The following is a 26,998-nucleotide window of genomic DNA, read 5'->3' on the forward strand; positions in this document are numbered from 1 at the left end:
CTGGTTCCAGGGGAAAGTGGGTTCGGGACCTCAGGCTGGCAATTGCAACCTGCGATGGGCCTCGCGCAACAGTTGCTCGGTGGACTCCCAGCCCAGGCAACCATCGGTGACCGAGACGCCGTAGCGCATCGACGGGCCCAGCGACTGGCAGCCTTCGAACAGGTGGCTTTCGAGCATCATGCCGATCAGGGAGCGGTTCCCTTGCAGCCGTTGGTCCAGCACGTCATTGAACACCTGCGGTTGACGCAGCGGGTCCTTGCCGCTGTTGGCGTGGCTGCAGTCCACCATGATCCGGGCTGGTATCTTGAGGCGGGTCAGGTCGCTGTGTATCTGCGTGACGCTCTGGCGATCATAGTTCGGCCCGCGATGGCCGCCGCGTAGCACCAGGTGGGTGTCGGGGTTGCCTGGGGTCTGGATGATCGCCGGATGGCCCTGGCTGTCGACACCGAAATGCCGATGGGGGTGGGCCGCTGAGCGCATGGCGTCGCAGGCAATGCCGACCCCGCCGTCCGTGCCGTTCTTGAACCCCACCGGCATGCCCAGCCCGCTGGCCATCTCCCGGTGGATCTGCGATTCGGTGGTGCGAGCGCCAATGGCGACCCAACTGAGCAGGTCATCGAAGTAACTGGCGGCCATGGGTTGCAGCAGTTCGGTGGCGACGGGCAGGCCCAGTTGCAGCATTTCGCGCATCAACTCCCGGGACAAGGTCAGGCCGGCGGCCATGTCGTCGCTGCCATCCAGGCCGGGATCGTAGGCCAGGCCTTTCCAGCCCACAGTCGTGCGGGGTTTTTCCACGTAGGCGCGCATGACCAACAGCATGCTGTCGCTCACTTCGTGGGCCACGCGAGCCAGGTTGGCGGCGTATTCGAGGGCGGATTTGGGGTCATGGATCGAGCAGGGGCCGACGATGACCAGCAGGCGGGCATCTTCGCCGTTGAGGATCGCGCGGATGGCCTGGCGATGGAGGCTCACTTGGTGGCTCAACGCGGTGCTGAGCGGCAATTGATGCTTGAGTTGCAACGAGCTCGGCAGACGCAGGGTCAGGGCTTCGTTGGCAGGGTTGAGCGTGGACAGCGGCAAAGCAGAGACGGACGAATTCATGATCTGGCTTCCTGGACGGGCAGCGGGTTCGTTCCCGCGCCGGTCCTAGTGGGGTGTTCGACAATTGGCCGTACGGGCCCGCAATTGAGGCTTGCCACCGGTAGGTGACCGATCGGAGGCGGCAGGCTGTCCCGAGCGGTGGCTGGTAAATCGCCAGGCGGAAAAACTGTCGTAACGGTAATAAGTGGCGTAGTTCATGGCTCAATCCTCAAGTTGTCTGGTGCTGCAAATGTAGGGGGTCGGAAAAACAAAACCCCCGGTCGGGAGGCCGACCGGGGGTTTGGAAAACTCTGGAAGGCGACCCGTTTTAAAGTGGGCGCCGGTTGGGTATCAGGCGCGCCAGTGGCTAAACCAATACCCAAAATAAAAGCTGACCGGAGTTTGAACGCTTTTCGCCCGGGCAGCCGCAACCGAGCGCTGGGCGCTGGCGGTGTCAAGCGGTGAGAGGGCGTTGAACATGGTCTGTCTCCGATGAATGGCACTGAGCTTACTAGAGGGCAGGGCGGCGGTTCAATCAGAAAATTCTATCGGGGGCATGCAATTGTTCGCCCCGGCTTGAGTCCGCTTGGCTTTATGACAAACTTCAGGTTTGCACCGCTCCCAGGGATGACCCCATGACCGCTCCAGTCTTCGCCGCCGCCCAGTCGATTTCCGTCGCGGGAGACCTTCGCGCCAACCTCGCGTGTCATCAGCGTTTCATGGAGGCTGCCGCTGAGCAGGGAGTGCAGTTGCTGGTATTCCCTGAACTGTCGCTCACCGGCTACGAACGCAGCCTGGCGGCGGATCTGGCGATCCTGTCGGAAGATGCCGTGCTGAAACCGCTGCGTGACCAGGCCCAAGCGCTCGGCCTGACCGCCGTGGTGGGTATGCCCATTCGGCTGTCGGTCGACGCTCCGGTGTTGATCGGCGCGTTGGTCCTGGGTGCCGACGGCTCCCTCGGGGTCTACAGCAAGCAGCATCTGCACCCAGGGGAAGAAGTCGCCTTCGCCCCGGGCCACGGTGGCTCGATGCTGACAGTGGGGCAGGATCGCATTGCCCTGGCGGTGTGTGCCGATTTTTCCCACGCCAGTCATGCGGCTGCGGCAGCCGGGCAGGGCGCTACGCTCTATGCAGCAGGGGTGTTGATCACCCAGGGTGGCTACATGCCCGATACGACGTTGTTGCAAGGTTATGCCCGGCAGCACGCCATGACCGTGCTGATGGCTAATCATGGCGGCGCCACCGGAGGCTGGGAGTCGGCTGGCCGCAGTGCCATCTGGGGCCCGGACGGTTCACTGCTCACGGCGGCGCCGGGTACGGGCGAGCTGTTGGTGATTGCCCGCCGCGACGTCAACGGCTGGGGCGGGCAAGTCGTGCCGGTGACAGCGCTTCAATGAGGTCTTCATGAGCTTTGAGTGGCGTGCTGCAACGAACGGGGATATCGACTTCGCCCGGCAGTTGACCTGCGACAACATGCTTGCCTATTACCTCAGGCATGATTTGCTCTGGCAGGACGAAGCGTTCGACCTGGCCTGGATCATTCGCCAGAACTGGATAATCAGTCGTGAAGGCCAGGCGCTGGGCTTTGTCAGCCTCAGCCGTGATGCCCGGGCGTTGTATATCCGTGAGCTGCAGATAAACGAGGCGTTCCGCGGGCAAGGCGCCGGTACCTGGACGATCGGACAGGTTTGGGACCTGGTGAAGCTGGAACGTCGCCCGGCGCTGCGCTTGACGGTGTTCAAGGACAATCCCGCCAGGTCGTTGTATGAACGCATGGGCCTGCGTGTCGTGGGCGAGGACGAGTGTTTCCTGAGGATGCAGCGAGACGTCGGTGCTTGACGCCTCGGATGTCGTGCCGATAAAGATGCGTTGTAACTTTTATCTGTCCCTTTGCGCTAGGTCTGCGGGATGCTTTTTTGCTAAGGTGTTGTGCAACCCAAATAAGACCAAATCGTGAGGTGTCTGCTTGATTAGGGTGTTAGTGGTCGATGACCATGATCTCGTCCGTACGGGCATTACACGAATGCTGGCTGACATCGACGGCCTGCAGGTAGTTGGTCAGGCTGAATCCGGGGAAGAGTCCCTGATCAAGGCACGTGAATTGAAACCCGACGTGGTGTTGATGGACGTCAAGATGCCTGGCATCGGCGGTCTTGAAGCCACGCGTAAACTGCTGCGCAGCCACCCGGACATCAAGGTGGTCGCGGTAACCGTCTGCGAAGAGGACCCATTCCCCACCCGGCTGTTGCAAGCGGGCGCGGCGGGCTACCTCACCAAGGGCGCTGGCTTGAACGAAATGGTCCAGGCCATTCGTCTGGTTTTTGCCGGGCAACGCTACATCAGCCCGCAAATCGCCCAGCAGTTGGCGATCAAGTCGTTCCAGCCGACCAACGATTCGCCTTTCGATGCGCTGTCGGAACGGGAAATCCAGATTGCCCTGATGATTGTCGGTTGCCAGAAGGTACAGATCATCTCCGACAAGCTGTGCCTGTCCCCCAAGACCGTCAACACCTACCGTTACCGTATCTTCGAGAAGCTTTCGATCAGCAGCGACGTCGAATTGACACTGTTGGCGGTGCGCCACGGCATGGTCGATGCCAGCGCCTGAAAATGACTGAATTGTTTGATCCCAGCGCGTTCCTCTCCACCTGCAGCGGTCGCCCCGGCGTGTACCGCATGTTCGACAGCGAGGCGCGCCTGCTGTATGTCGGCAAGGCCAAGAACCTCAAGAAACGCCTGGCCAGTTACTTTCGCAAGACCGGTCTGGCCCCGAAGACCTCTGCTCTGGTGGGGCGCATCGCGCAAATCGAAACGACGATCACCGCCAATGAAACCGAGGCTCTGCTGCTCGAGCAGACGCTGATCAAGGAATGGCGCCCGCCGTACAACATCCTGCTGCGTGACGACAAATCCTACCCCTACGTGTTTCTGTCCGACGGGGCGTTTCCGCGCCTGAGCATTCATCGGGGGGCCAAGAAGGCCAAGGGCAGGTATTTCGGCCCTTATCCCAGCGCCGGGGCGATTCGTGAAAGCCTCAGCCTGCTGCAGAAGACCTTCTTCGTTCGCCAATGTGAAGACAGCTACTACAAGAACCGCACCCGGCCCTGCCTGCAGTACCAGATCAAGCGCTGCAAGGCGCCTTGCGTGGGGTTTGTCGAGCCCCAGGTCTACGCCGAGGACGTGCGCCACTCGGTGATGTTCCTGGAGGGCCGCAGCAATGCGCTGACCGATGAACTGTCGGCAGCCATGGAGGACGCGGCGGTCAACCTTGAATTCGAACGCGCCGCCGAGTTGCGCGACCAGATCGGTCTGCTGCGTCGTGTGCAGGACCAGCAAAGCATGGAAGGCGGCAGTGGCGATGTCGATGTGGTCGCCGCGTTCATCAACCCGGGCGGCGCCTGCGTGCACTTGATCAGCGTGCGCGGCGGTCGCGTGCTGGGCAGCAAGAACTTCTTCCCCCAAGTGGGCATCGAGGAAGACGTGTCCGAGGTCATGGCGGCGTTCCTGGGCCAGTACTACATCAGCAGTCCGGAACGGGACTTGCCTGCCGAGTTGATCGTCAACGTGGTCCATGAGGACTTCCCGGCCCTGATCGAGGCCATCGACAAGCTCCGCGGTCGTGAACTGACCATCAGCCACCGCGTTCGCGGCACCCGTGCCCGTTGGCAGCAACTGGCCGTGACCAACGCCGAACAGGCCCTGGGCGCGCGCCTGGCCAACCGTCAACACGTGGCAGCGCGGTTCGATGCCCTGGCCGATGTCCTCAACCTGGATGAGCCGCCGCAACGGCTGGAGTGCTATGACATCAGCCACTCCAGCGGCGAGGCGACCGTGGCCTCCTGCGTGGTGTTCGGTCCGGAAGGCCCGATCAAGTCCGATTACCGCCGTTACAATATCGAAGGCGTCACGCCTGGCGATGACTACGCGGCGATGCATCAGGCGTTGATGCGACGCTTCAGCAAGCTGAAGGACGGGGAGGGCAAGTTGCCAGATATCCTCCTGGTGGACGGCGGCAAAGGCCAGTTGTCCATGGCCCGCGATGTGCTCAATGAGCTGATGGTCCCCGACCTGATCCTGCTCGGCGTGGCCAAAGGCGCGACGCGCAAGGCCGGTTTCGAGACCTTGTACCTGAACGATGCCGCCCATGAATTCACCCTCAAGGGCGATTCGCCAGCGCTGCACCTGATCCAACAGATTCGCGACGAAGCCCACCGTTTCGCCATCACCGGACACCGTGCCCGCCGTGGCAAGACGCGCCGTACGTCTACACTTGAGGGTGTGGCAGGCGTCGGCCCGACGCGCCGTCGCGACTTGTTGAAACATTTTGGTGGATTGCAGGAACTGTCTCGTGCCAGCATCGAGGAGATAGCCAAAGCACCCGGTATCAGTAAAAAGCTCGCAGAGTCGATTTATGCAAACCTGCATAGCGAGTAGAATGCCCGTCAACCTCGTAGCCAGTTGTGCCGATGAATATCCCAAACCTGATTACCGTCCTACGCGTCCTGCTCATCCCGATCTTCATATTGCTGTTCTATTTGCCGTACCACTGGAGCTACGTGGCCTCCGCCTCGGTCTTCGCCTTCGCCGCCGCGACGGACTGGCTGGATGGTTATTTGGCCCGACGCCTGGAGCAGAGCACGCCGTTCGGTGCCTTCCTCGATCCGGTGGCCGACAAGCTGATGGTCGCGGTGGCCCTGGTGCTGCTGGTGCAGGAACATGGCAACCTTTGGCTCACCTTGCCGGCGGCGGTGATCATTGGTCGCGAAATCGTCGTCTCGGCGCTCCGTGAATGGATGGCCGAGCTGGGCGCCCGCGCCCAGGTTGCCGTGTCGAACCTCGGCAAATGGAAAACCGCCGCGCAGATGCTCGCGCTGGTGATCCTGCTGGCCAACCCGTCGGATTTCAGCTTCTGGGTGCTGTTGGGCTATGCGCTGCTGCTCATTTCCGCAGGCTTGACGTTGTGGTCGATGGTTCAATACCTGCGCGCCGCCTGGCCGCATCTGCGGACGGATGTAGAGCCGAAATAAAACTTTTTTGAATCAAAGGGTTGACGGCGGAATCTGAACCTATAGAATGCGCCACACCAAGACGCGGGAATAGCTCAGTTGGTAGAGCACGACCTTGCCAAGGTCGGGGTCGCGAGTTCGAGTCTCGTTTCCCGCTCCAAGATTCAGAAAAAAGCCACTCAGATGAGTGGCTTTTTTTTGCGTGAGAAATGCCTGCGCTCATTCGAAAAGGCTGCCTTCCGCCGATTGTTTTGAGAAAGTCGGCGCGCCCAAACAGCCTGGTCATTGGCGGGTTAAAACGCCTCTTTTTCACCCTGCTACGTGAAATCTGAGCGGAAGCCTCTGCCGAAAATAAAGATTTCAATCTCGGACGCATACTTTTCTGCTGCGGAAACCATGGTCGCCTTTTTTTCAACAGGATTGGCCAAAAACAGTCGATGCGCCTACAAAACCAAAGATGATTCAGGGCATGGCGATTCAGAGGATGATCAATATTGTGGCTGGCGTTGAGGTTGGAACAGTCGGCGTCTGAGGGTCTGTTCGCCGCACCCACCGTACGGGCAGATCGTACTTCGCTCCTGTCAGGCCTGTTCAGCCCGAAACCGCAACACTTCAGTTCCTGGACGGTAGCTGCAACCGTAAGCGTGTCAGGTTCGCCTCGTCATCGACCTCCAGCTCCAAGCTGCCTAGCTGTCGCGGGGAGATCCACTTCACGGGAAACATTGTCGAACCTGGGTGTCAGTCCCGCGTTGCTTACAGTTCCGCAATTGAATTCAATAAATGTCCAAGTGCAGCTCGACGTAACCCCGCTCGCCACGAAGAACACCGTCACAGCAGATCGGGCCGGTGTTTCTGCCAGACTGGTTGCCGACAGTAGGGTCGGCGGGCGTTATTACATCAGCGCTATGAATTGTTGGATAATGCCGGCAAGCCTGTGCTCGCAGGGGGCTATGTGACCACCGTGATGTCGCTCTGATCCTTCTCGGGCATGAGTTGTGCCCGTTCATTGGAACACTGTCAGCCACCCGTCCCGATCAATGCGTTCAAGGCATTGAGCGTAGTGGGTACTGATGCTCTTGCTGGACTACAGTGTAGGAAGGAGCTTCCGATTGGGAGGATGAGCACAGCGTCGCTTCTTCGTCAAATTCCCTCTCTCTAATTCCCGGCCCCTAAAGCCATCGCCCACGCCGCCGATACCCCCGACCATGAATCCTCGAACCGCGTCTGCATCAGTATTGACTGAGCCGCGATGCGGTGCTCTGCTGGCCGACCGCGTCAACTAAGGAAAAGTGACAGTGATCATAGGTATCGACCTGGGCACCACCAACAGCCTGGTGGCGGGCTGGGACGGCGAACACGCCCGGCTACTGCCCAATGCCCTGGGCAATCTTCTTACCCCGAGCGTCGTTGGCCTCGACGACGATGGCCAGTTGATCGCCGGCGATATCGCTCGCGAAAGGCTGCACACCCACCCGCACCTCACCGCGTCATTGTTCAAGCGATACATGGGCAGTGCCCGTGAAACGTTGCTGGGCGGGCGGGCCTACCGCGCGGAGGAGCTTTCGGCGATGCTGCTGCGCAGTCTCAAGGCTGACGCCGAGCGAGCCTTGGGCGTGCCTGTTCTCGAAGCTGTGATCAGTGTGCCGGCTTATTTCAGCGATGCCCAGCGCAAGGCCACGCGTATTGCTGGAGAGCTGGCGGGCCTGAAGGTCGAAAAATTGATCAACGAACCCACAGCCGCGGCGTTGGCCTACGGCCTGCAACAGCGGGACGAGGCCACCTTCCTGGTGTTCGACCTGGGTGGCGGCACCTTCGACGTCTCCATTCTGGAGCTGTTCGAAGGAGTCATGGAAGTGCGCGCCAGTGCCGGCGACAACTTCCTTGGTGGCGAAGATTTTGATGACCGACTCGTCGAGCATTTCATCACCAGTATCGATACCCGCGATCTCCCTGACACTTCCCAGCCAGGCATGGCGCAGCGATTGCGTCGCGAGGCGCAGCGTGTTCGTCATGCCTTGGGTCAGGCGCCGGTTGCGCGCTTTGTGCTGCGCGAGCAGACACGTGAGTGGAGTCTGGAACTGACCCAGAGCGATCTGACGGACATCGTCCAGCCGTTACTGGATCGGCTGCGCGCGCCGATCGAACGCGCGCTACGTGATGCCCGGATCAAAGTCGCAGACTTGGACGAAATACTGTTGGTCGGCGGTACCACGCGTATGCCTCTGGTGCGCAAGTTGGTCGCGACGCTGTTCGGGCGGATCCCGGCGATGCAGCTCAATCCGGACGAGGTAGTGGCGCAGGGCGCGGCTATCCAGGCGGCACTGAAAGCACGCGATGCTTCCCTGGAAGAAGTGGTGCTGACCGATGTATGCCCTTACACCTTGGGCATCGAAACCTCGGTACAGCTGGGCAACCAGTACCAAAGCGGTCACTACTTGCCTATCATCGAGCGCAACACGGTGGTGCCGGTGAGTCGCTCCCGTAACGTGTCGACCCTCAGCGACAACCAAAAAGTGGTCAGGCTGGGTATCTACCAGGGCGAAAGCCGGTTGGTGGCCAACAATATTTTTCTCGGTGAGCTGGAAATTCCGGTGCCACCGCGCAAGGCCGGGGAGATCACCCTGGATGTGCGCTTTACTTACGATAACAACGGTCTGCTCGAAGCCCAGGTGCATCTGCCCATCAATGGCGAAACCCGCCGGTTGGTCATCGAAAACAACCCTGGCGTACTGGCCCCTGAAGAAATCGCCCGACGATTGGCCGCCCTTGAAGCATTGAAAGTGCATCCACGGGACCAGCAGGTCAATACGCTGCTGCTGGCTCGGCTAGATCGCCTATATCAGGAAAGCCTTGGCGACGGGCGAGACCATATTGCCGTGCTGGCGAACCACTTCCAGCAATTGCTTGACACCCAAGACGAACACCGAATCCGTGAAGCCCGTGGCGACATCAGCCTGCGCCTTGCCCACTTCGAGATGGAGAGGTAAGTCATTATGAGCCATTGGCAAATGCTGGGCCTTGCCCCCGACGCGGACGAACGCAGTATAAAGCGCGCCTATGCACGGCTGCTCAAAGTCCATCGTCCTGATGAAAATCCTGATGAGTTTCAGCGTCTACGGCAAGCGTACGAGGCTACGCTGGCCGAGGTACAGTGGCGCGCTCAGGCTGATGATGAAGGCACCTATGCCTCGCTAGCCGTCGAGCCAACCCCGGACTCATCTCCCATTGCGCGGGCGCCTACGCTCGCCATTTCTTTGGACGATATCGACGTCCCAATGCCCATCAGCCCGCCGGAACCGTCCCTTGACCAGATGCAGCAATGGTTGGCCGAGGGCCGGGACCGCCAGGTAATGGACGCGCTTCGCGTTTGGCTGGCAAGTGACTGGCTACTGCCGTTCGAGCGCCGCCAGCAGTTCGAGCAGAGCGTTCTGGACTGGCTCGAGTCCGCGGAAGGCTGGTCGCCTGCCTTTTTCGATGGGGTGTGCAAGGTCATGGGGTGGGATGAAGCCCAGGCCACGCTGCCTTGTGAATATTGGCGCTGGGACCGCCTGATCAGACGGTGCGAGGCGCAAGCCTTTGCCGAGACGGTGCGGGCGGAGCTTGCCAGGTTCGACACCGATAAAATTCACGGGAAGCCTACCGCTCTGCTGCTGAAACCCATGGCGGACGTTCACCGCCGTGAATTGGCCGATGGCTTTGACAGCGGTGACTGGCAACGTTTTGTCCAGCTCGCTCAAGCGGTCGAATATCAGTATCCAGAGGTGCCCGAGCAGTTTGGGTTGCAACCACTTGACAACTGGCGGGATTGGCTACCCCCTACAAGCTATCGAGGCATCTACCTATTCCTCTGGGCGGCGCTGTCTGTGGTGCTTTTCACGTCGGTGTTCACCGGTCTGATCAGAAGGGATGGACCAGGCTCGGCGGTTTTAATGCCGGTGCTGATGATCGTAGTGAACTGGGTCGGCATGAAGGCTTACGAAATATGGGCGCTGGTGGCGCTGGCAGCGGTCCGGTTGGACGTGCTGCTCAGCCAGTGGTTAATCCCTCGCCGTTGGTACCGACAGGGCGCCGGGCTGCTTTTGCTGCGCCACATACTTCCTAGCGCAGTGCCCGCAGCTTTGGCGTACATATGGTCCGGCGGCGCTCCATGGCTGCGGTGGGGAGGCGCAATAACGGTGTTCCTCGGCATCCTCTTCTTCACGAATCAAGCGCTGAGCGGCGGTAAGGTTTCCATGTGGGCCCGAGCATTGCGCGCCGTTAAACTTTGGGTCGGGCGGCTTTGCCACAAGCTGCAACACCAAGGTCTTGTGGTTGTGATTGTGGTGCTGGTGATGGCTGCGACGGTGTACTTTCGTATGAAAGGTGTCGCTTACTGATACATCTCCGCGGGCGGCGTTCAACCTGTATCGCCAACTGATGGCGAAGAATCTGAACTGGCCCGAAGACAAGATCATAGTGCGTGCGATGAGCTTGGGATACGCAAACGATGCCAAGGTCGAAAACAAGCTCGTCACGTCGCGCGTGGCGCTTGAAAGCTTCGTCAGGTTCCACTGCTAGCGGCAGTTCGCGATCCTGGTTTGAGCCTGCCCGACATCAGAGCTCATTCCGCCTTGAACCACTTTGGGTGAAGCGCAGGAAAGTGCTCGCGTAACCAATCCGCAAATGCATGCTTTAATGGCCTTGCGCTTTTCGTGAATACGAAAGGCACCAAGAGCTGGCACTTCCGCTTTTCTTGGGCGGGCAAACAGCCTCGTATCTCGCTCGGTACTTTTCCTGAAGTAGGTCTACGCGATGCTCGCGCTCTGCATGATATCGCCAGGGCGCTGGTCGCGAAGTGTATCGATCCCCGCGATCAACGACGCCTTGAGCTCAATGCCAAACTGTTGCCCCCGCAAAGTACCCCTGAGCGTTGTTTTAACGTCGATGCGATGTAAGTCCTCAGTCCATCGATAACTTGCGGTTGGTGTGGCCGGAGCTGAGCACGCCGTTCATTCCAGGCTGGCTCGTTTTCTCTCTGTTCTGTGTCTTCAGCCACGGATCCTCGGTGACACCGATCTTGTAGCGGCGCACTGCGTCTTGATTCATCGTGGCGACATCGTCACACCGGGATGGCTACTGGAGCACCCACTGGAAGATGGATTTCTCCCGCTCAAGTCGGGCGATTCGAGCCTCCAGTTCCTGGATTTTCTGCTGCTCGGGCGTCAGCGCTTTGCTCTGCGGAGTCACGCCGTTGCGCTCCTGCTGGAGTTGGTTAACCCAGCGACGTAATGCGGACTCGACCACCCCGAGCGAGCGGCTGGCTTCGATATGGCTATAGCCTTGATCGAGCACGAGGCCTGCGGCCTCGCGTTTGAATTCAGCTGAAAAGGAACGACGTTGCTTGGTCATCAGACACCTCTATCTGGCGAGCATCCTCGCCTAAATGGGTGTCCGGTTTCATTAGACCACTACACAACCGCCATGCATTGGAACCAGTAACGGGCGGGAGACTATTTAAGATATTCCATGCGTCGTATTGCCTTGTAACAGTCATTGGTATCGATAGCCTTCTGGTAATACTCCAAGCGACGCGCACGATTGCTGTCGCCCTGTAGGCGGTAGATTTCAGCTTGATAATCACGAGCGTTGCCCCATTGCATGGCGAAACCCACAGGTTCCTCAGGCTTGCATTCAAGTCGGACAACAGGTTGTGGAAAATACTTTTCGTAGAGTGGCATGCTGGTTTCTATGGCCTGCAAGGCTTTTTGGTACTCGGGCGTATCGGTAAACGCCAAGCACCAGGAGGCAATTTCAAGTGCTGGCGGAGCGAAGCCTTGGGCGAGACTTCGTTCGAACAAGGGGCAAGCTTTCTCTTTGATCACTTCGCTCGGAGACAGCATTGCGTAAATCAATCCGAGACGATATTGGGCTACGGGATGATCAAGGGCCGCTGCTTGTTCAAGCAAAGTAAAGGCAGGTTTGAGTAGTGCGCCTCCTTCTTCGGCTAGGGTTAGGGAGCGCTGCCTCTCCTCTTCGCTTGTTGTTGGGGTATCAGCTGTCACTGCTTCGAGCTTGTCATTCGCTTGTAGTAGGTACGGGACCGCTTCTTGGTAAAGGCTCTCGGCACGAGGATCTATATGCAGTGTGCTGGCCAAGCTTAACTGTGGCAACAGACAAGTTAATAGGGTGTAGCTCCAACGATGTAGGTACACAGATTGGCCTTTTTGCATCAGCTGTTGGGGATGGTCTAGACAAACTGCCTGGCGTTTTTTGGCCGGCCGCCGGCTAGTATCGGCCGGTTCGGTTTAAAAATTAGCTCCGCTGTCTGACCGACAGCAAGATTTCTGCATCGGCCGGCGGGCGATCGCACGGAATGATGGGACGGTTATCAAGTAGGCGGTAGCGGCTGTTTTACTGGTTGAACCTTGAGTGTCTCATTTCCGCCAATTACCTTCTGCGCTGCATTAATCAGTGTATCGATCTGAGCGAGCTGCGCCTTCACCCCGCTGAGTTCTATAGTCGATTTGACGTCCTTCGATTAATCCTGAGCTGATGATCCGCATGATCGTTGGCTACTGCTATGGAATTCGCTCTGAGTGGCGGGGACAAACAGGAGAATAGCCCCCCGAGATGCAGCATTACCTCTGACTATCCACGACATGCGAGGGCATGGTAGCTCTGGCAACCCTGAGCGTGTCGATGCCAAAAGTGGCGCGAATCTCGCCGTTTAGACCTCAAATCCTGCCGTTGGTCGAATATTGACTTGTCTTGCGTGGCCTCCTCTGGAACAGAAACCCGATACGGGTCCAACAGGGCTATACAAAAATATTTTTATAATCAGAGACTTATCGGATTTCAAGCAAGCGCAGTTGGCGGAACTGTCCTAGACAGCCGCTTTGCTCTGGAAACTCACGACTGTAAGACACATAGATTGAATGATGGCTTTTTGATATCTTTGTTAGAAAGCCACCTATGCCCAAATATTAAGTATTAGGTTGACTTAAGCGCGGTGCCTACGTGCTTGTTATTTCGATGATAACCGCCGCATATGGCGTTGGAATATTTGGCTTAAAAACAATCCTTCCTGACGAATGGGCGTTGCTTTTTCCTAAGGTGTCTGGTGTAGCGTATCTATAAATTATTTAGACTTTTTTGTTATTTAGTTTATAGCGAAATGCTGAGCGCACATGAAAATTTATAGCGCTTAAGCCTCAGATGCCAGAAAAGATTGGGTCCTTGGTTTTGCGCGAATGCCAGGGAACGGGCTTTTCTAGATGTAGGAAAAAGTAAAGTTTTAAGGCATTAAGCCGAGCTAATGGAATGAAGTTTAAGTTGATCGCTTCCTGGATAAGAAGTAATGAATCTCATTAACTCGGTTTGCCAATGTGTACTTGTTGCGGGCTGCACATTGAGCTCTTTAGCTTTGTCTTTTGATAGTTCTTCTTCGGATCACGCCGACCTTATTGGTGTGTATCAGTCTGCATTTAAAAACGATGCACAACTGGCTGCGGCTCGCCACGCCTATCTGGCTCAGCGCGAAGCGGTACCCCAAGCGCGCTCCGGTCTGCTGCCCAATTTGACGGCTGGTGCAACCTCAGAAACAGTTCGTTTGGAGCGCGACGAACCCTCCCTCAGTCGAGAGCGCAGCGGGACCACGTTTCGCGCCAATCTCAGTCAGCCAATTTTTCGCATTGACCGGTGGTTTCAATTGAAGGCGGCAGAGTCGAGTGTCGCTCAAGCAGAGTTGGAGCTTTCGGTTAAGGTGCAATCGTTGGCGTTGACTGCTGCGCAAGCGTATTTCGAGACACTGCGTCAGCTTGATGCTTTGGCTGCCGTCCAAGCTGAGGAAGCCGCTTTGCTCCATCAGCGTGACCAGGCGCAAGGCCGGTTGGAAGACGGAGCATCAAGCATCACTGATGTGTATGACGCTCAAGCAGCCTATGACAATGTGCAGGCGAATCGGCAAGTTGTGCAGCGAAAGGTTGACGATGCGTATGAAGCATTGGGTCGTTTGACCAACCAATCCTACAGAACCATTTCTGGAATCGGTCATCAACTCCCGGTCGAATCCCCAGTGCCTAATGAGGCGCAGTCCTGGGTCGACACAGCGGTTCGTCAGAATCTGCAGCTCCAAGCCAGTGAGCAAGCGGAGCAAGCCGCCGCCCAAACACTCAAGCAACAAAAAGCAGGCCACTTACCTACGATCGATGCCGTAGCCTCTTACCGTAAGGGTGACAACGACAGTTTCGGTTACAGCAACCCTACCGACTTTGGCCGCAATGGCTATCGTGACAATGTTTCGCAAAGCAGCATCGGCATTGAGCTGAATATTCCAATCTATTCAGGCGGAATGACCCGCTCCAAAGTTAAAGAGTCGGTTGAGCGGCTTTTGGAAAGTCAGGACCAAAAGGAAGATCGACGTCGTGAGATCGTATTGAATACTCGAAACGCGTTCAGGGGTGTAAATACAGACATCGCGCAAATTGCTTCACGTCGCCAAGGCATCGTCTCTGCCAGAAAATCAGTCGAGGCCAATCAAGTCGGAGTCGATATCGGCTCGCGAAATATCGCGGATGTGCTGACTGCGCAGAGGCAATTGTATGCAGTGGTTCGCGACTATAACAACGCGCGCTATGACTACATTATCGACAACCTGAAGCTGAAGCAGGCCGCAGGGACGTTAAGCGTTGATGACCTCAAATCCTTATCTGTCTATTTGAAGCAGGATTACGTGCCGGAGCGAGATTTCCTTCCTCCGGGAGTTTGAATGGATTCTGTTTGATGCCTCCCCAGGCATAGATGTTTTCTTAACCATGGTTTTATCGTGCCAGAGGCTCGGGCTGTCGCCTGCGCAAGGAATCTGTAACCGCAATGATTGAAAGCGAAGCGGGCGAATCAACGCCTGAAAATGCGCCCCAATTTGACACCGGCTTAGCGTCTCTTGTGATGCTTGCCAGGTTTCATCAAGTCGCGGCTTCCGCCGAGCAACTCGCTCATGAGTTTGGGGGCGTCGGTCACCTCTTTGGTCAGGCGGATATGGTGTTAGCGGCCCGTAAGCTTGGTCTCGAAGCCAAGGCCGCGAGCACCACCGTCGACCGACTTCATCGCACACCGTTGCCAGCCATCGCTACTGATGTGAATGGGGCATTTTTCATCATCGCGCGCCTAGACCAAGGCAAGGTGTTGATTCATAACCCAGCTGTGCAGCGACCAGAAGTGATTACTTTTGAGGCGCTTGAATCTCGCTGGACGGGCCAATTGCTACTGATTCGCTCGCAGGCAAATATGCCCGGCGAATCCTCTCGATTCGACTTCACCTGGTTTATTCCAGCCATCGTTAAGTACAGAAAACTGCTTGGCGAAATCATGCTGGTTTCGTTCGTGCTGCAGATAATCTCGCTGGTGACGCCGCTCTTCTTTCAAGTGGTGATGGATAAGGTGTTGGTGCACCACGGTCTGACCACCCTTGACGTCATTGCAGTGGGTTTGGCTGTGGTCATGCTGTTTGAGTCGGGTTTGACGGGGCTACGCAGCTATGTGTTTGCCCATACGGCCAGTCGCATTGACGTGGAGTTGGGCTCCAAGTTGTTCCGGCACCTGATCACGCTTCCCCTGGCTTACTTCCAGGCCCGGCGTGTTGGCGACTCCGTGGCGCGGGTCAGGGAGTTGGAGAACATCCGAAGCTTCCTCACCGGTAATGCGATCACTTTGGTCCTCGACATACTCTTTTCCGTCGTGTTCCTGGCGGTGATGTTCTACTACAGCGGTTGGTTGACCCTCATCGTCCTGGCGTCGTTGCCGCTTTATATTCTGGTGTCGGTGCTGATCACACCCGTACTGCGCTCACGGTTAAACGATAGCTTCGCCAGGGGCGCCGAGAACCAAGCGTTTCTGGTCGAGACCGTCAATGGTATCGATACCCTTAAATCCATGGCCGTCGAGCCCCAGGCCATCCGTAAATGGGACAACCAACTGGCCGGTTACGTGGCGGCTGGTTTCAAAACCCAGACGCTGTCTACCATCGCTAACGAAAGCGTGTCACTGATTGGCAAGTTGGTCACGGTGGCGACCCTGTGGGTGGGCGCTCGGTTGGTCATCGACGGGCAGTTGTCGGTAGGTCAACTGATTGCCTTCAACATGCTGGCTGGTCGTGTAGCGCAACCAATCATGCGTCTTGCGCAACTGTGGACCAATTTCCAACAGACCGGCGTCTCCGTGCAGCGCCTGGGTGACATCCTCAATACTCGCACCGAGATGGCTCAGGCGACGCGTAGTTCGCTGCCCCCGATTCGGGGGCACATTGAGTTCGATCAGGTGCACTTCCGCTATCGACCTGATGGGGCGGAGATCCTGCGTGGAGTGAGCCTTCGCATTGAGGCGGGACAGGTGATCGGCGTCGTCGGACGCTCAGGCTCTGGCAAGAGTACTTTGACCCGCCTGCTTCAAAGGTTGTATGTCCCGGAGCGGGGGCGCGTACTGGTGGACGGTATGGATCTGGCGCTGGCAGACGTCTCTTCGTTGCGCCGGCAGATTGGTGTGGTGCTGCAGGACAACATGCTGTTCGCTCGCAGCATCCGTGAAAACATCGCACTTGCCGATCCCGGAGTACCGCTGGAAAAGGTTATCCAAGTGGCCAAGCTCGCAGGCGCCCACGAGTTCATCCTGGAGCTTCCCGAAGGCTATGACACCGTGGTGGGTGAGCATGGTGCCTCGCTGTCCGGTGGTCAGCGGCAGCGGGTCGCCATTGCTCGCGCATTGATGGGTAACCCCAGGATCCTGATTTTCGACGAAGCCACCAGTGCACTCGACTATGAGTCGGAGCGCGTTGTGCAGCAGAACATGAAGGACATCTGCAAGGGCCGCACGGTCATCATCATTGCCCACCGGCTCTCAGCCGTGCGGGATGCCAATCGCATTGTCGTGGTAGATCGCGGCCAGATTGTCGAGCAGGGCAGTCATACCGAACTTTTGAGTCACCAGGCTGGGCATTACTCACGTTTGTATCGGTTGCAGCAAGGAGCCAGCAATGTCTAACGCTGAAACGACAGGCTTGTTGCGACGGTATCGGCACGTCTTACGCGAATCCTGGAAGGCCCGCCGAAGTATGGATGCGCCGAAGCGCCTGGCTCATGAGATACAGTTTTTGCCGGCCTCTCTTGAGCTACAGGATCGTCCGACACATCCGGCGCCTCGTGTGTTCATGTGGGCAATCATGAGTTTCGCTGCATTAGCCTTGGCTTGGGCGTGTATTGGCAAGATTGATGTAGTGGCGACAGCCACTGGCAAAATCATTCCAAGTGGTAAGAGCAAGGTTATCCAATCCAGTGAAACGGCTGTAGTCAAAGCCATTCATGTGCGCGATGGTCAGACGGTAAAAGCCGGTGAGTTGCTGTTGGAGCTGGACTCTACTGCCGCGGAGGCGGATGTGGGCCGTGTGCAAAGCGACCTGTTAGCCGCCCGCATCGACAGCGCTCGGGCAAGCGCCATGCTTGATGCCATTGACCACCAGCGAGCGCCAAGAACTCTGAATGGTGCGATTCGGGGCGCGGATCCCGAGCATGTGCTGGCTGCGGAGCGCTGGCTGCAAGGCCAGTACCAAGAGTATCGCAGCGGCTTGGAGACTGCTGAAGCCGAGATCGCTCAGCGCCAAGCCGACATACAGTCGGCAAGGGGTCAGGTCGCCAGCTTGCAGAAGACCCTACCCATCGTCGCCAAGCTCGCCGATGACTATCGGCATCTCCTAGAGAAGCAGTACATCGCTCGCCATGCCTACTTGGAAAAGGAACAGGCGCGGTTGGACATTGAGCGTCAGTTGAGCGTGCAACAAGCCAGCTTGTTGCAGTCCTCAGCGGCGCGGCAGGAGGCTGAACGCAGGAGAGCTGGCGTGGTGGCGCAAACCCGACGGTCTATGCTGGATCTTTTACAGCAAGCGGATCAGAAGGTGGCGTCATTGAAGCAGGATTTTGCCAAAGCTGAATATCAGGATGGGTTGACGACACTGGAGGCACCAGTAGATGGGACGGTGCAGCAGTTGAATGTGCATACGGTGGGCGGGGTGGTGACATCGGCACAGCCGCTGTTGACGATTGTACCTACGGGGCAACCGGTTGAGGTTGAAGCCATGTTTGAAAACAAGGACGTTGGGTTTGTTCATCCAGGGCAGGCCGTAACGGTAAAAGTAGAGACATTTACATTTACCAAATATGGGGCAGTTACCGGTGAGGTTTTAAGTATTTCTGATGACGCTGTTGAAGACGAAAAACGTGGCTTGATTTACAGCGGTAAGATCCGGCTTGAATCGGATCGTATAAGGGTGAAAGGACAGGATGTAAAGTTATCGCCCGGCATGGCAGTCACCGCAGAAGTGAAAACGGATCAGCGTAGGGTAATTGAGTACTTTCTAAGTCCGTTGCAGATTGCGGCTAGTCAGAGCTTACGGGAGCGCTAAGTGAAGTGTCTATAGAGAGCTGTCGCCAGCTTAAGTTGTACGATAGAAGAGTGGACAGCATGTTGCATTGCGATGGGACGGTGCCGGCTCGGTTTTGCTTGTATTCTATAAAACAAAGTTTGATATGAATTTCTGAGGCGTGAGAGAGACAATGAAGGAAATACTTTTTTGCAGTGTTGCTATGTTTTCATCGCTCAGCTATGCAGGTGAGCCGATTGGAGATAAGGATGCTTTTGAAAGCTCCTACGTGAAGTGTATCGAGTCCGAGTTTTCCGGCGGATGCTGGCCAAAAATATTTTCCGGGCATTTCGCTCCTTGGGTAAAACAAGAAACGGAGTTGCTAGAGAAGAGCGAAGCGGCATATACCAATTGGCTGGGGGGGCAAAAAACTTACAAGGTGCATCGAGGCATTAAAGAAATAAGGGGCGAGATATTTGATAATCGCTCATATTTGATCGAGCGAGATGACGGGGTGGTAGTTGGGTTGTGGATTACCTTTCGAGAAGTAAAAGGACGGTGGTTTCTATCTAATATCGCAGGGGCTCCGTCTGATGAAGCTATACGAGCAATCCTAAATATGACCAACCCGAACGCGAAATAGTTCAAGGAAATAATGATATGCCAGCCTCTGTAGAAGCATCTTTTGAATTTGGCGAAAAATTCACCCAGACATATAAGGCCGGGTTTAATGAAAAATTTGGTATGGTCTGGTCAGTTGATAGTGAGGGGAAGTCCTCTTTAGGGCTTTATTGGAAGGATCTAGATCGAGTAGGTGCCCAATATCTCAGCTTTTCAACAGATTCAAAAGGAGTTTTAGCGGGGGAAACAAGCGGTTCATTTGATAATGTAGGATGGAAGTTTAGAGCGTCAACCGACGGGGCTGGGATTGCGCACATTGAAGTTACATCAGATTTAAATACGTACACAGGGGATGTCCAAGTAACACCTGATGGAAAAGGAGGCGTTAGCATTTCTTATTATGATAGCGCCAATCAACAGGCGATTCAGGTGAAAACTGTACAATCTGCCGATGGAATAAATACTGATCTGCAATACACATTTACGGGGGAAGATGGCAGCAGCTATACCGTCCAGGGAGGAAGTTCAGGGTTCAAAATTGACATATCTGGCACAAATGCGGAAACGAATGAGCTTGGAACCTTTAGTTTTCAATTGGGGTTGGATGGCTCGCTAAAATATGAGGGCAGTTCAGGTGGGGCGACGGGTTCGTCATTCTGGAGTCCGGAGGAAGAGACCGCATTCAAAGATTTTCTTGGCGCTGCCCTTGACGCGTTCTTGCCTGCCAGTGCACAAGCTACCGAATTTGATGATGGTTTCAAAGCAATGCTTGAGGCAGGATTCAATACGGCAGAGATCACCCGAAGTCCGTTGATCTTGGACTTGGACGGTGACGGAGTAGAGACGACATCAGAGTCCCAGGGCGTTTACTTTGATTTGGACGCGAATGGCTTCAGAGAGCACTCCGCTTGGGCAGGTAAAGATGATGGTCTTTTAGTTTGGGATCGGAATAATAATGGCCAAATCGACAACGGCTCTGAATTGTTCGGTAATAATACACTGCTTTCTTCTGGCGAAAAAGCTGCGAATGGTTTCCTTGCTCTAGCCGACCTTGATGAAAATAAAGATGGTATTTTTGATGCTCGAGATTCCGCATATGCAAAGCTGAGTGTTTGGAATGATCGTAACTCAGATGGCGTAGTTCAAGAGGGTGAGTTATATACGTTGGAGCAAGCCCAAGTCGCATCAATGTCATTAAACTTTCTTGAGCCTGGTAAGTTAGATGCTAACGGTGAAGTGCCAAGCGCAGTGGTGGATGGTAATGGTAATGAACACAGACAGACTGGTACCTACACGAGGACTGACGGCTCAGTACGTTCTGTAAATGATGTTTGGTTTGACGTGGACGGAAAGAACACCGTGGACGGTCATTTGATCCAGGTGTCTGCTGAAATCAACGCATTACCTGAGTTGGAAGGATTTGGAAACGTCCATAGCTTGCGTCAAGCCATGGCAAGGGATTCGTCTGGAAAGTTAGAAGGTTTGGTTAAAGCCTTCGCCATCGAAGATGATGCTTCGCAGCGTCAGAATATCATGTTGGAAATTATTTACCGATGGGCCGGGGTTGAAGGGTTGGATCCTAATAGCCGAAGTGCGACGCAAATTTATGGCAATGTAATAGGCGATGCACGAAAGCTAGCAACCTTAGAAGCGTTCTTGGGAGAAAGTTATCTCGGTACTTGGTGCTGGGGTACTCGCGATCCAAATCCACATGGCCCCGCAGCAGCTATTTTGCTCCAGTCCTTTGATAATCTAATGTCGGCTGTCTATGGCAAGCTGATGATTCAAACCCATTTTTCGTCGTTGTTTGATGGCGTCAATATCGGCTTGACCGAAAGTGGGGTGGTTTTAGATGTTTCGTCCATAGTTTCAAAGCTAAAAGCTCAGTTTGATGCGGATCAGGATGCTGGAGTTGTATTGGTCACCGAATTCGGAAAAAGCATTTCCGAACTCGGTAGTTTTGGGCTCGACTTGATTGATCAACTCCAGCGTGCTCCTAGCGTAGGAGATCCGGTATTTGATAGTTTGCTGGGCACCCTGGGCAAGCAAGGATTGTTAGGTGGCTCCGGCAAAGACGTTCTCAATGGTACCTCCGAAGACGACTCATTGTATGGTTTCGGTGGCGATGATCGAATTTACGGGGGGGTTGGTAATGATCATCTGTCAGGTGGTACCGGTGAAGATTATCTAGCCGGAGGGGATGGTGCTGATGTTTACGAATTCGGTAGGGGTGACGGAAAAGATACTGTTTTCAATGCCGATCAAGACGTAAGTGGTTCTAAAATTGACAAGCTGCTATTTGGCCCAGGCATAACCGCTGCGGATATCATAGTGCGGCGCAACTACTATGATTTGATTTTGGAGATAAAGGGTACGTCGGATTCAGTTACAGTACAGAGTTATTTTGACGAGGATACTGTCGCGAATCATGGTTACGCAGTCGATCAAATCGTATTCGCTGACGGCAGCTTTTGGACAATTGACCAAATAAAGACGATCGTACAACGCCCAACCGATGGAAATGATGTCATCTGGGGTGATGCGTCTATCAATACCCTCAAAGGGGGGTTGGGCGATGATAAGTTATACGGCCTTGCTAATGATGACCTTCTTGATGGGGGGGAGGGGCAAGATTTAATCAACGGTGGTGATGGAAATGATGCGCTTGCAGGTGGCGAGGGTGATGATAGTCTCTACGGAACCACTGGCAATGACGTCTTGATAGGAGGAGTTGGGAACGATTTCCTAGAGGGTGGCGAAGGTTCAGATACTTACCGATTCGGCAGGGATTGGGGACAGGATACAATTAATAATCCTCAATCAGGCGTCGCCGAATTCGACTCCATTACATTTACCGATGGCATTACTCCTGAGGATATTATACTCAGCCAATCTGGCACAGACTTAGTTATTTCCTTGAGGGGCGCAACAGACCGTCTAGCGATAAAATATTACTTTGAGCCCTCGGGTGGTCTCTCTTACCAAGTTCAGCAAGTTAACTTCGCTGATGGAACTGTGTGGACGTCAGATTTCATTAGCACCATGGCCCAGAATGGATTTGAGGGGGACGACCTTCTGCCAGGAACCGCTGCTGCTGACTCGTTGGTAGGGGGGCTGGGTAATGACACTTTGCACGGCCAAGGTGGTAATGATAGCTTGAGAGGGGACGACGGCAGCGACACTCTCTATGGTGACGGCGGTGACGACATCATCCATGGTGGTAGTGGAAACGATACCCTTGATGGTGGAACTGGTAAGAACCAGCTATTTGGTGAGGCGGGTGAAGATGTAATCCAGGTTGCCTACAACTCAACGGACAATATTTTAGCCGGAGGGACCGGTAATGACACCTTGACCGGTGGCAACTTCACCGACACCTACGTGTTCAATTTGGGAGACGGTAAAGACACCATTACGGATTACGACGCGGGCAATGCAGCAATCGACACGCTGCGTTTCGGTGCGGGCATTCTCGCCAGTGACATCACCACCCGCAGGGTCAATTCTGACCTCGTATTCCTGCATAGCAATGGTACGGATCAGGTAACGGTTAAGGACTGGTTCAGCGGGGCAACTACCGACGCAGGAGTGGTGATCAACAGCATCCTTGAGCGCGTGGAGTTCGCGGACGGTACGTTCTGGACCTGGGCGGATATTGTCGCGACGGGGCTGAATCAAGTCGGTACAACGGCTGCCGAGACTCTGATGGGCTGGTCCGGTAATGACATCATCCACGGTGGGGGCGGCAATGACACCCTGTCGGGCGGCGCAGGCGCCAACCAGCTCTACGGTGATGCGGGGGATGACACCATCATGGTCGCTACCACGTCGAAGGGAAACACCTTGGTCGGCGGTAGTGGTAATGACACCTTGACCGGTGGCTATTTCACTGACACCTACGTGTTCAATTTGGGAGACGGTAAAGACACCATTACGGATTACGACGCGGGCAATGCAGCAATCGACACGCTGCGTTTCGGCGCAGGCATTCTCGCCAGTGACATCACCACCCGCAGGGTCAATTCTGACCTCGTATTCCTGCATAGCAATGGTACGGATCAGGTGACGGTTAAGAACTGGTTCAGCGGGGCAACTACCGACGCAGGAGTGGCGATCAACAGCATCCTTGAGCGCGTGGAGTTCGCGGACGGTACGTTCTGGACCTGGGCGGATATTGTCGCGACGGGGCTGAATCAAGTCGGTACAACGGCTGCCGAGACTCTGATGGGCTGGTCCGGTAATGACATCATCCACGGTGGGGGCGGCAATGACACCCTGTCGGGCGGCGCAGGCGCCAACCAGCTCTACGGTGATGCGGGGGATGACACCATCATGGTCGCTACCACGTCGAAGGGAAACACCTTGGTCGGCGGTAGTGGTAATGACACCTTGACCGGTGGCTATTTCACTGACACCTACGTGTTCAATTTGGGAGACGGTAAAGACACCATTACGGATTACGACGCGGGCAATGCAGCAATCGACACGCTGCGTTTCGGCGCAGGCATTCTCGCCAGTGACATCACCACCCGCAGGGTCAATTCTGACCTCGTATTCCTGCATAGCAATGGTACGGATCAGGTGACGGTTAAGAACTGGTTCAGCGGGGCAACTACCGACGCAGGAGTGGCGATCAACAGCATCCTTGAGCGCGTGGAGTTCGCGGACGGTACGTTCTGGACCTGGGCGGATATTGTCGCGACGGGGCTGAATCAAGTCGGTACAGCGGCTGCCGAGACTCTGATCGGCTCGTCCGGTAATGACATCATCCAGGGGGGGGACGGCAATGACACCCTGTCGGGCGGCGCCGGCGCCAACCAGCTCTACGGTGATGCGGGGGATGACACCATCATGGTCGCTACCACGTCGAAGGGAAACACCTTGGTCGGCGGTAGTGGTAATGACACCTTGACCGGTGGCTATTTCACTGACACCTACGTGTTCAATTTGGGAGATGGTAGAGACGTCATTACGGATTACGACGCGGGCAATGCGGCAACCGACACGCTACGTTTCGGTACGGGCATTCTCGCCAGTGACATTCAGGTCCACAAGTCCGGTGCTGATGTAGTGTTTATGCATCGCAATGGTACGGATCAGGTGACGGTTAAGGACTGGTTCAGCGGGGCAACTACCGACGCAGGAGTGGTGATCAACAGCATCCTTGAGCGCGTGGAGTTCGCGGACGGTACGTTCTGGACCTGGGCGGATATTGTCGCGACGGGGCTGAATCAAGTCGGTACCACAGCAGCCGAAACTCTGATCGGCTGGTCCGGTAATGACATCATCCACGGTGGGGGCGGCAATGACACCCTGTCAGGCGGCGCAGGTGTGAACCAGCTTTACGGTGATGCGGGGAATGACACCATCATGGTCGCTACCACGTCGAAGGGAAACACCTTGGTCGGCGGTAGTGGTAATGACACCTTGATCGGTGGCTATTTCACTGACACCTACGTGTTCAATTTGGGAGATGGTAGAGACGTCATTACGGATTACGACGCGGGCAATGCGGCAACCGACACGCTGCGTTTCGGTACGGGCATTCTCGCCAGCGACATTCAGGTCCACAAGTCCGGTGCTGATGTAGTGTTTATGCATCGCAATGGTACGGATCAGGTGACGGTTAAGGACTGGTTCAGCGGGGCAACTACCGACGCAGGAGTGGTGATCAACAGCATCCTTGAGCGCGTGGAGTTCGCGGACGGTACGTTCTGGACCTGGGCGGATATCGCTGCAACGGGGCTGAATCAAGTCGGTACAGCGGCTGCCGAGACTCTGATCGGCTGGTCCGGTAATGACATCATCCAGGGCGGGGACGGCAACGACACTCTGTCAGGCGGCGCAGGTGCGAACCAGCTCTACGGTGATGCGGGGGATGACACCATCATGGTCGCTACCACCTCGAAGGGAAATACGTTGGTCGGCGGTAGCGGTAATGACACCTTGACCGGTGGCAACTTCACCGACACCTACGTGTTCAATTTGGGAGACGGTAAAGACACCATTACGGATTACGACGCGGGCAATGCAGCAATCGACACGCTGCGTTTCGGTGCGGGCATTCTCGCCAGTGACATCACCACCCGCAGGGTCAATTCTGACCTCGTATTCCTGCATAGCAATGGTACGGATCAGGTGACGGTTAAGGACTGGTTCAGCGGGGCAACTTCCGGCGCAGGTGTGGCGATCAACAGCATCCTTGAGCGCGTGGAGTTCGCGGACGGTACGTTCTGGACCTGGGCGGATATTGTCGCGACGGGGCTGAATCAAGTCGGTACAGCGGCTGCCGAGACTCTGATCGGCTGGTCCGGTAACGACATCATCCACGGTGGTAGCGGAAACGATACCCTAGATGGCGGAACCGGTACCAACCAGTTGTTTGGGGATGCAGGCGACGATGTTATCCAGGTCACTTATAATTCAAGGGACAACACCTTGGCCGGTGGGACCGGTAACGATACGTTGACCGGTGGCTATTTCACTGACACCTATCTGTTCAATTTGGGTGATGGTCAGGATGCGATCTCGGACTACGATCCGGGTTATGGCGGCATCGACACCTTGCGGTTTGGTTCCGGAATTCAAGCCAGTGATATCCTCACGCGCAGAACCGGTTCCGACCTGACCTTCTTTCATCGTAACGGGACTGATCAGATGACGGTCAAAGGTTTGTTCGATGGCGTTGCCTCGAATACAAGCTCCGTCAGTCAAAGCGTTATTGAACGTGTCGAGTTTGCCGATGGCACGTATTGGACTTGGTCCGACATGGTTGCGACAGGATTGAATCAAACGGGCACGGAAAACGCCGACACGATGCTCGGTTGGAATGGTAACGATATTATCCACGGCGGAAGTGGGGATGACACACTCGACGCGGCAGGTGGAACTAACCAACTGTATGGTGATGCTGGCAACGATTTGATCCAAGTTGCAACCAATTCAAGGGATAACCTTCTGGTTGGCGGCACTGGTAACGATACCCTAACGGGCGGCTATTTCTCAGACACCTATGTTTTCAACTTGGGAGACGGTCAGGATACGATCTCGGAGTACGATCCTGGTTATGGTGGCATCGACACCTTGAGGTTCGGAGCAGGGATTCTGGCTAGCGACATCCAAGCCTACAAGTCAGGGGCGGACGTCGTGTTCATGCACAGCAACGGTATAGACCAGGTCAAAGTTAAAGGCTGGTTTGACGGGACGACGTCGAGTGCTTCTGTGGTGACACAGAGCGTGCTTGAGCGTGTCGAATTTGCCGACGGTACGTCATGGGCTCTGGCGGATATCGCAGCCAAGGGCCTACGCCAGGTAGGCACCGCAGGAGCCGATAGCCTGTCGGGCTCGAGCGGCAATGACAACATCTATGGCGGTGCTGGCAACGACACGCTTGACGGCGGAGCCGGCACTAACCGGTTATTCGGTGAGGCCGGGAACGACGTGATTCAGGTGTCTAGCAACTCAAGAGACAACACGTTGGCGGGAGGGGCAGGGAACGACACATTGACCGGCGGATACTTCGCGGACACCTATCTGTTTAACCGCGGAGATGGTCAAGACACCGTCAATGAGTATGATCCAGGCTACGGAATGAGCGATACCTTAGCGCTTGGGGCGGATCTTAGCCCTCAAGACCTTTGGTTCCGCCGGAGTGGGTCTGATTTGGAAGTGAGCATCGTTGGCGGAGATGAGAAACTGACTGTCAGTAACTGGTATCAAGGCAGTGTTTATCACATTGAGGCCCTGAAATTGTCTGACGGCAAAACGTTGCTTGATAGTCAAGTTCAGAGTCTGGTCGACACGATGGCTTCGTTTGGTGTGGTTCCAGGTGCTGAAACGACCATTACCACGGATCAGCGAGCTCAGCTTGACTCGGTACTGGCAGCAAACTGGAAGTAAGTTGCCG

At 55.8% G+C, this 26,998-nt stretch carries 16 protein-coding genes, 1 tRNA gene and 3 pseudogenes; 15 read left to right on the forward strand and 5 right to left on the reverse strand.

Annotated elements, in window-relative coordinates; genetic code table 11:
* Window positions 1-30: 30 nt before the first annotated feature.
* Entirely contained in the window at window positions 31-1,101 is a 1,071-nt protein-coding gene (locus AB7M32_RS15575) for a 3-deoxy-7-phosphoheptulonate synthase (protein WP_454250434.1), read from the reverse strand.
* Window positions 1,102-1,431: 330 nt separating this feature from the next.
* A complete protein-coding gene (locus AB7M32_RS15580; protein ID WP_454250435.1) occupies window positions 1,432-1,560 on the reverse strand; it encodes a hypothetical protein in 129 nt (42 codons plus the stop codon).
* A gap of 155 nt (window positions 1,561-1,715) precedes the next feature.
* Between AB7M32_RS15580 and AB7M32_RS15585 the strand changes: the two genes are divergently transcribed.
* The 9 genes and pseudogenes from AB7M32_RS15585 to AB7M32_RS15625 all read left to right on the forward strand — a co-directional run.
* Complete coding sequence (locus AB7M32_RS15585) at window positions 1,716-2,477, forward strand: carbon-nitrogen hydrolase family protein (protein ID WP_454250436.1); 762 nt, start codon at window positions 1,716-1,718, stop codon at window positions 2,475-2,477.
* Window positions 2,478-2,484: 7 nt separating this feature from the next.
* Entirely contained in the window at window positions 2,485-2,919 is a 435-nt protein-coding gene (locus AB7M32_RS15590) for a GNAT family N-acetyltransferase (protein WP_454250437.1), read from the forward strand.
* A gap of 127 nt (window positions 2,920-3,046) precedes the next feature.
* Window positions 3,047-3,688 (forward strand): response regulator transcription factor GacA, encoded by a 642-nt coding sequence (gene gacA, locus AB7M32_RS15595; protein ID WP_003200277.1) that lies wholly within the window; start codon window positions 3,047-3,049, stop codon window positions 3,686-3,688.
* A gap of 2 nt (window positions 3,689-3,690) precedes the next feature.
* Window positions 3,691-5,514, forward strand: coding sequence for an excinuclease ABC subunit UvrC (uvrC, locus tag AB7M32_RS15600; protein ID WP_454250438.1), 1,824 nt, complete (start codon window positions 3,691-3,693; stop codon window positions 5,512-5,514).
* Between the two features lie 32 nt (window positions 5,515-5,546).
* The gene (pgsA, locus tag AB7M32_RS15605; protein WP_092198777.1) at window positions 5,547-6,107 is read left to right on the forward strand and encodes a CDP-diacylglycerol--glycerol-3-phosphate 3-phosphatidyltransferase; all 561 of its coding nucleotides are present in this window, start codon (window positions 5,547-5,549) and stop codon (window positions 6,105-6,107) included.
* Window positions 6,108-6,170: 63 nt separating this feature from the next.
* A tRNA-Gly gene (locus AB7M32_RS15610) sits at window positions 6,171-6,246 on the forward strand.
* A gap of 1,135 nt (window positions 6,247-7,381) precedes the next feature.
* On the forward strand, window positions 7,382-9,073 hold the full coding sequence (locus tag AB7M32_RS15615; RefSeq protein WP_454250439.1) for an Hsp70 family protein: 1,692 nt from the start codon (window positions 7,382-7,384) through the stop codon (window positions 9,071-9,073).
* A gap of 6 nt (window positions 9,074-9,079) precedes the next feature.
* A complete protein-coding gene (locus AB7M32_RS15620) occupies window positions 9,080-10,462 on the forward strand; it encodes a J domain-containing protein (protein WP_454250440.1) in 1,383 nt (460 codons plus the stop codon).
* A 288-nt stretch (window positions 10,463-10,750) separates the two neighbouring features.
* A pseudogene (locus tag AB7M32_RS15625) lies at window positions 10,751-10,954 on the forward strand (Arm DNA-binding domain-containing protein); the annotation flags it as partial.
* A gap of 70 nt (window positions 10,955-11,024) precedes the next feature.
* On the opposite strand, the gene AB7M32_RS15630 reads toward AB7M32_RS15625, so the two are convergent.
* From AB7M32_RS15630 to AB7M32_RS15640, 3 genes and pseudogenes are all read right to left on the reverse strand, one after another.
* A complete protein-coding gene (locus AB7M32_RS15630; protein WP_454250441.1) occupies window positions 11,025-11,171 on the reverse strand; it encodes a hypothetical protein in 147 nt (48 codons plus the stop codon).
* A 42-nt stretch (window positions 11,172-11,213) separates the two neighbouring features.
* Window positions 11,214-11,474: pseudogene (locus AB7M32_RS15635) on the reverse strand (transposase); the annotation flags it as partial.
* Window positions 11,475-11,575: 101 nt separating this feature from the next.
* Window positions 11,576-12,220 carry a hypothetical protein gene (locus AB7M32_RS15640; protein WP_454250442.1) on the reverse strand — a complete coding sequence of 215 codons (645 nt, stop codon included), beginning with the start codon at window positions 12,218-12,220 and terminating at the stop codon, window positions 11,576-11,578.
* Between the two features lie 251 nt (window positions 12,221-12,471).
* Here AB7M32_RS15640 and AB7M32_RS15645 point away from each other — a divergent pair.
* The 6 genes and pseudogenes from AB7M32_RS15645 to AB7M32_RS15670 all read left to right on the forward strand — a co-directional run.
* Window positions 12,472-12,668 (forward strand): annotated as a pseudogene (locus AB7M32_RS15645) (IS5/IS1182 family transposase); the annotation flags it as partial.
* A gap of 754 nt (window positions 12,669-13,422) precedes the next feature.
* On the forward strand, window positions 13,423-14,832 hold the full coding sequence (locus tag AB7M32_RS15650; RefSeq protein ID WP_454250443.1) for a TolC family outer membrane protein: 1,410 nt from the start codon (window positions 13,423-13,425) through the stop codon (window positions 14,830-14,832).
* A 104-nt stretch (window positions 14,833-14,936) separates the two neighbouring features.
* Entirely contained in the window at window positions 14,937-17,099 is a 2,163-nt protein-coding gene (locus tag AB7M32_RS15655; RefSeq protein WP_454250444.1) for a type I secretion system permease/ATPase, read from the forward strand.
* Complete coding sequence (locus tag AB7M32_RS15660) at window positions 17,092-18,513, forward strand: HlyD family type I secretion periplasmic adaptor subunit (RefSeq protein WP_454250445.1); 1,422 nt, start codon at window positions 17,092-17,094, stop codon at window positions 18,511-18,513. Before AB7M32_RS15655 ends, AB7M32_RS15660 begins: the two co-directional genes overlap by 8 nt.
* A 151-nt stretch (window positions 18,514-18,664) precedes the next feature.
* A complete protein-coding gene (locus tag AB7M32_RS15665; protein WP_454250446.1) occupies window positions 18,665-19,114 on the forward strand; it encodes a hypothetical protein in 450 nt (149 codons plus the stop codon).
* 17 nt (window positions 19,115-19,131) lie between these two features.
* Entirely contained in the window at window positions 19,132-26,991 is a 7,860-nt protein-coding gene (locus tag AB7M32_RS15670) for a calcium-binding protein (protein ID WP_454250447.1), read from the forward strand.
* Window positions 26,992-26,998 lie beyond the last annotated feature (7 nt).

It is taken from the genome of Pseudomonas sp. R151218B TE3479 (assembly GCF_053629195.1).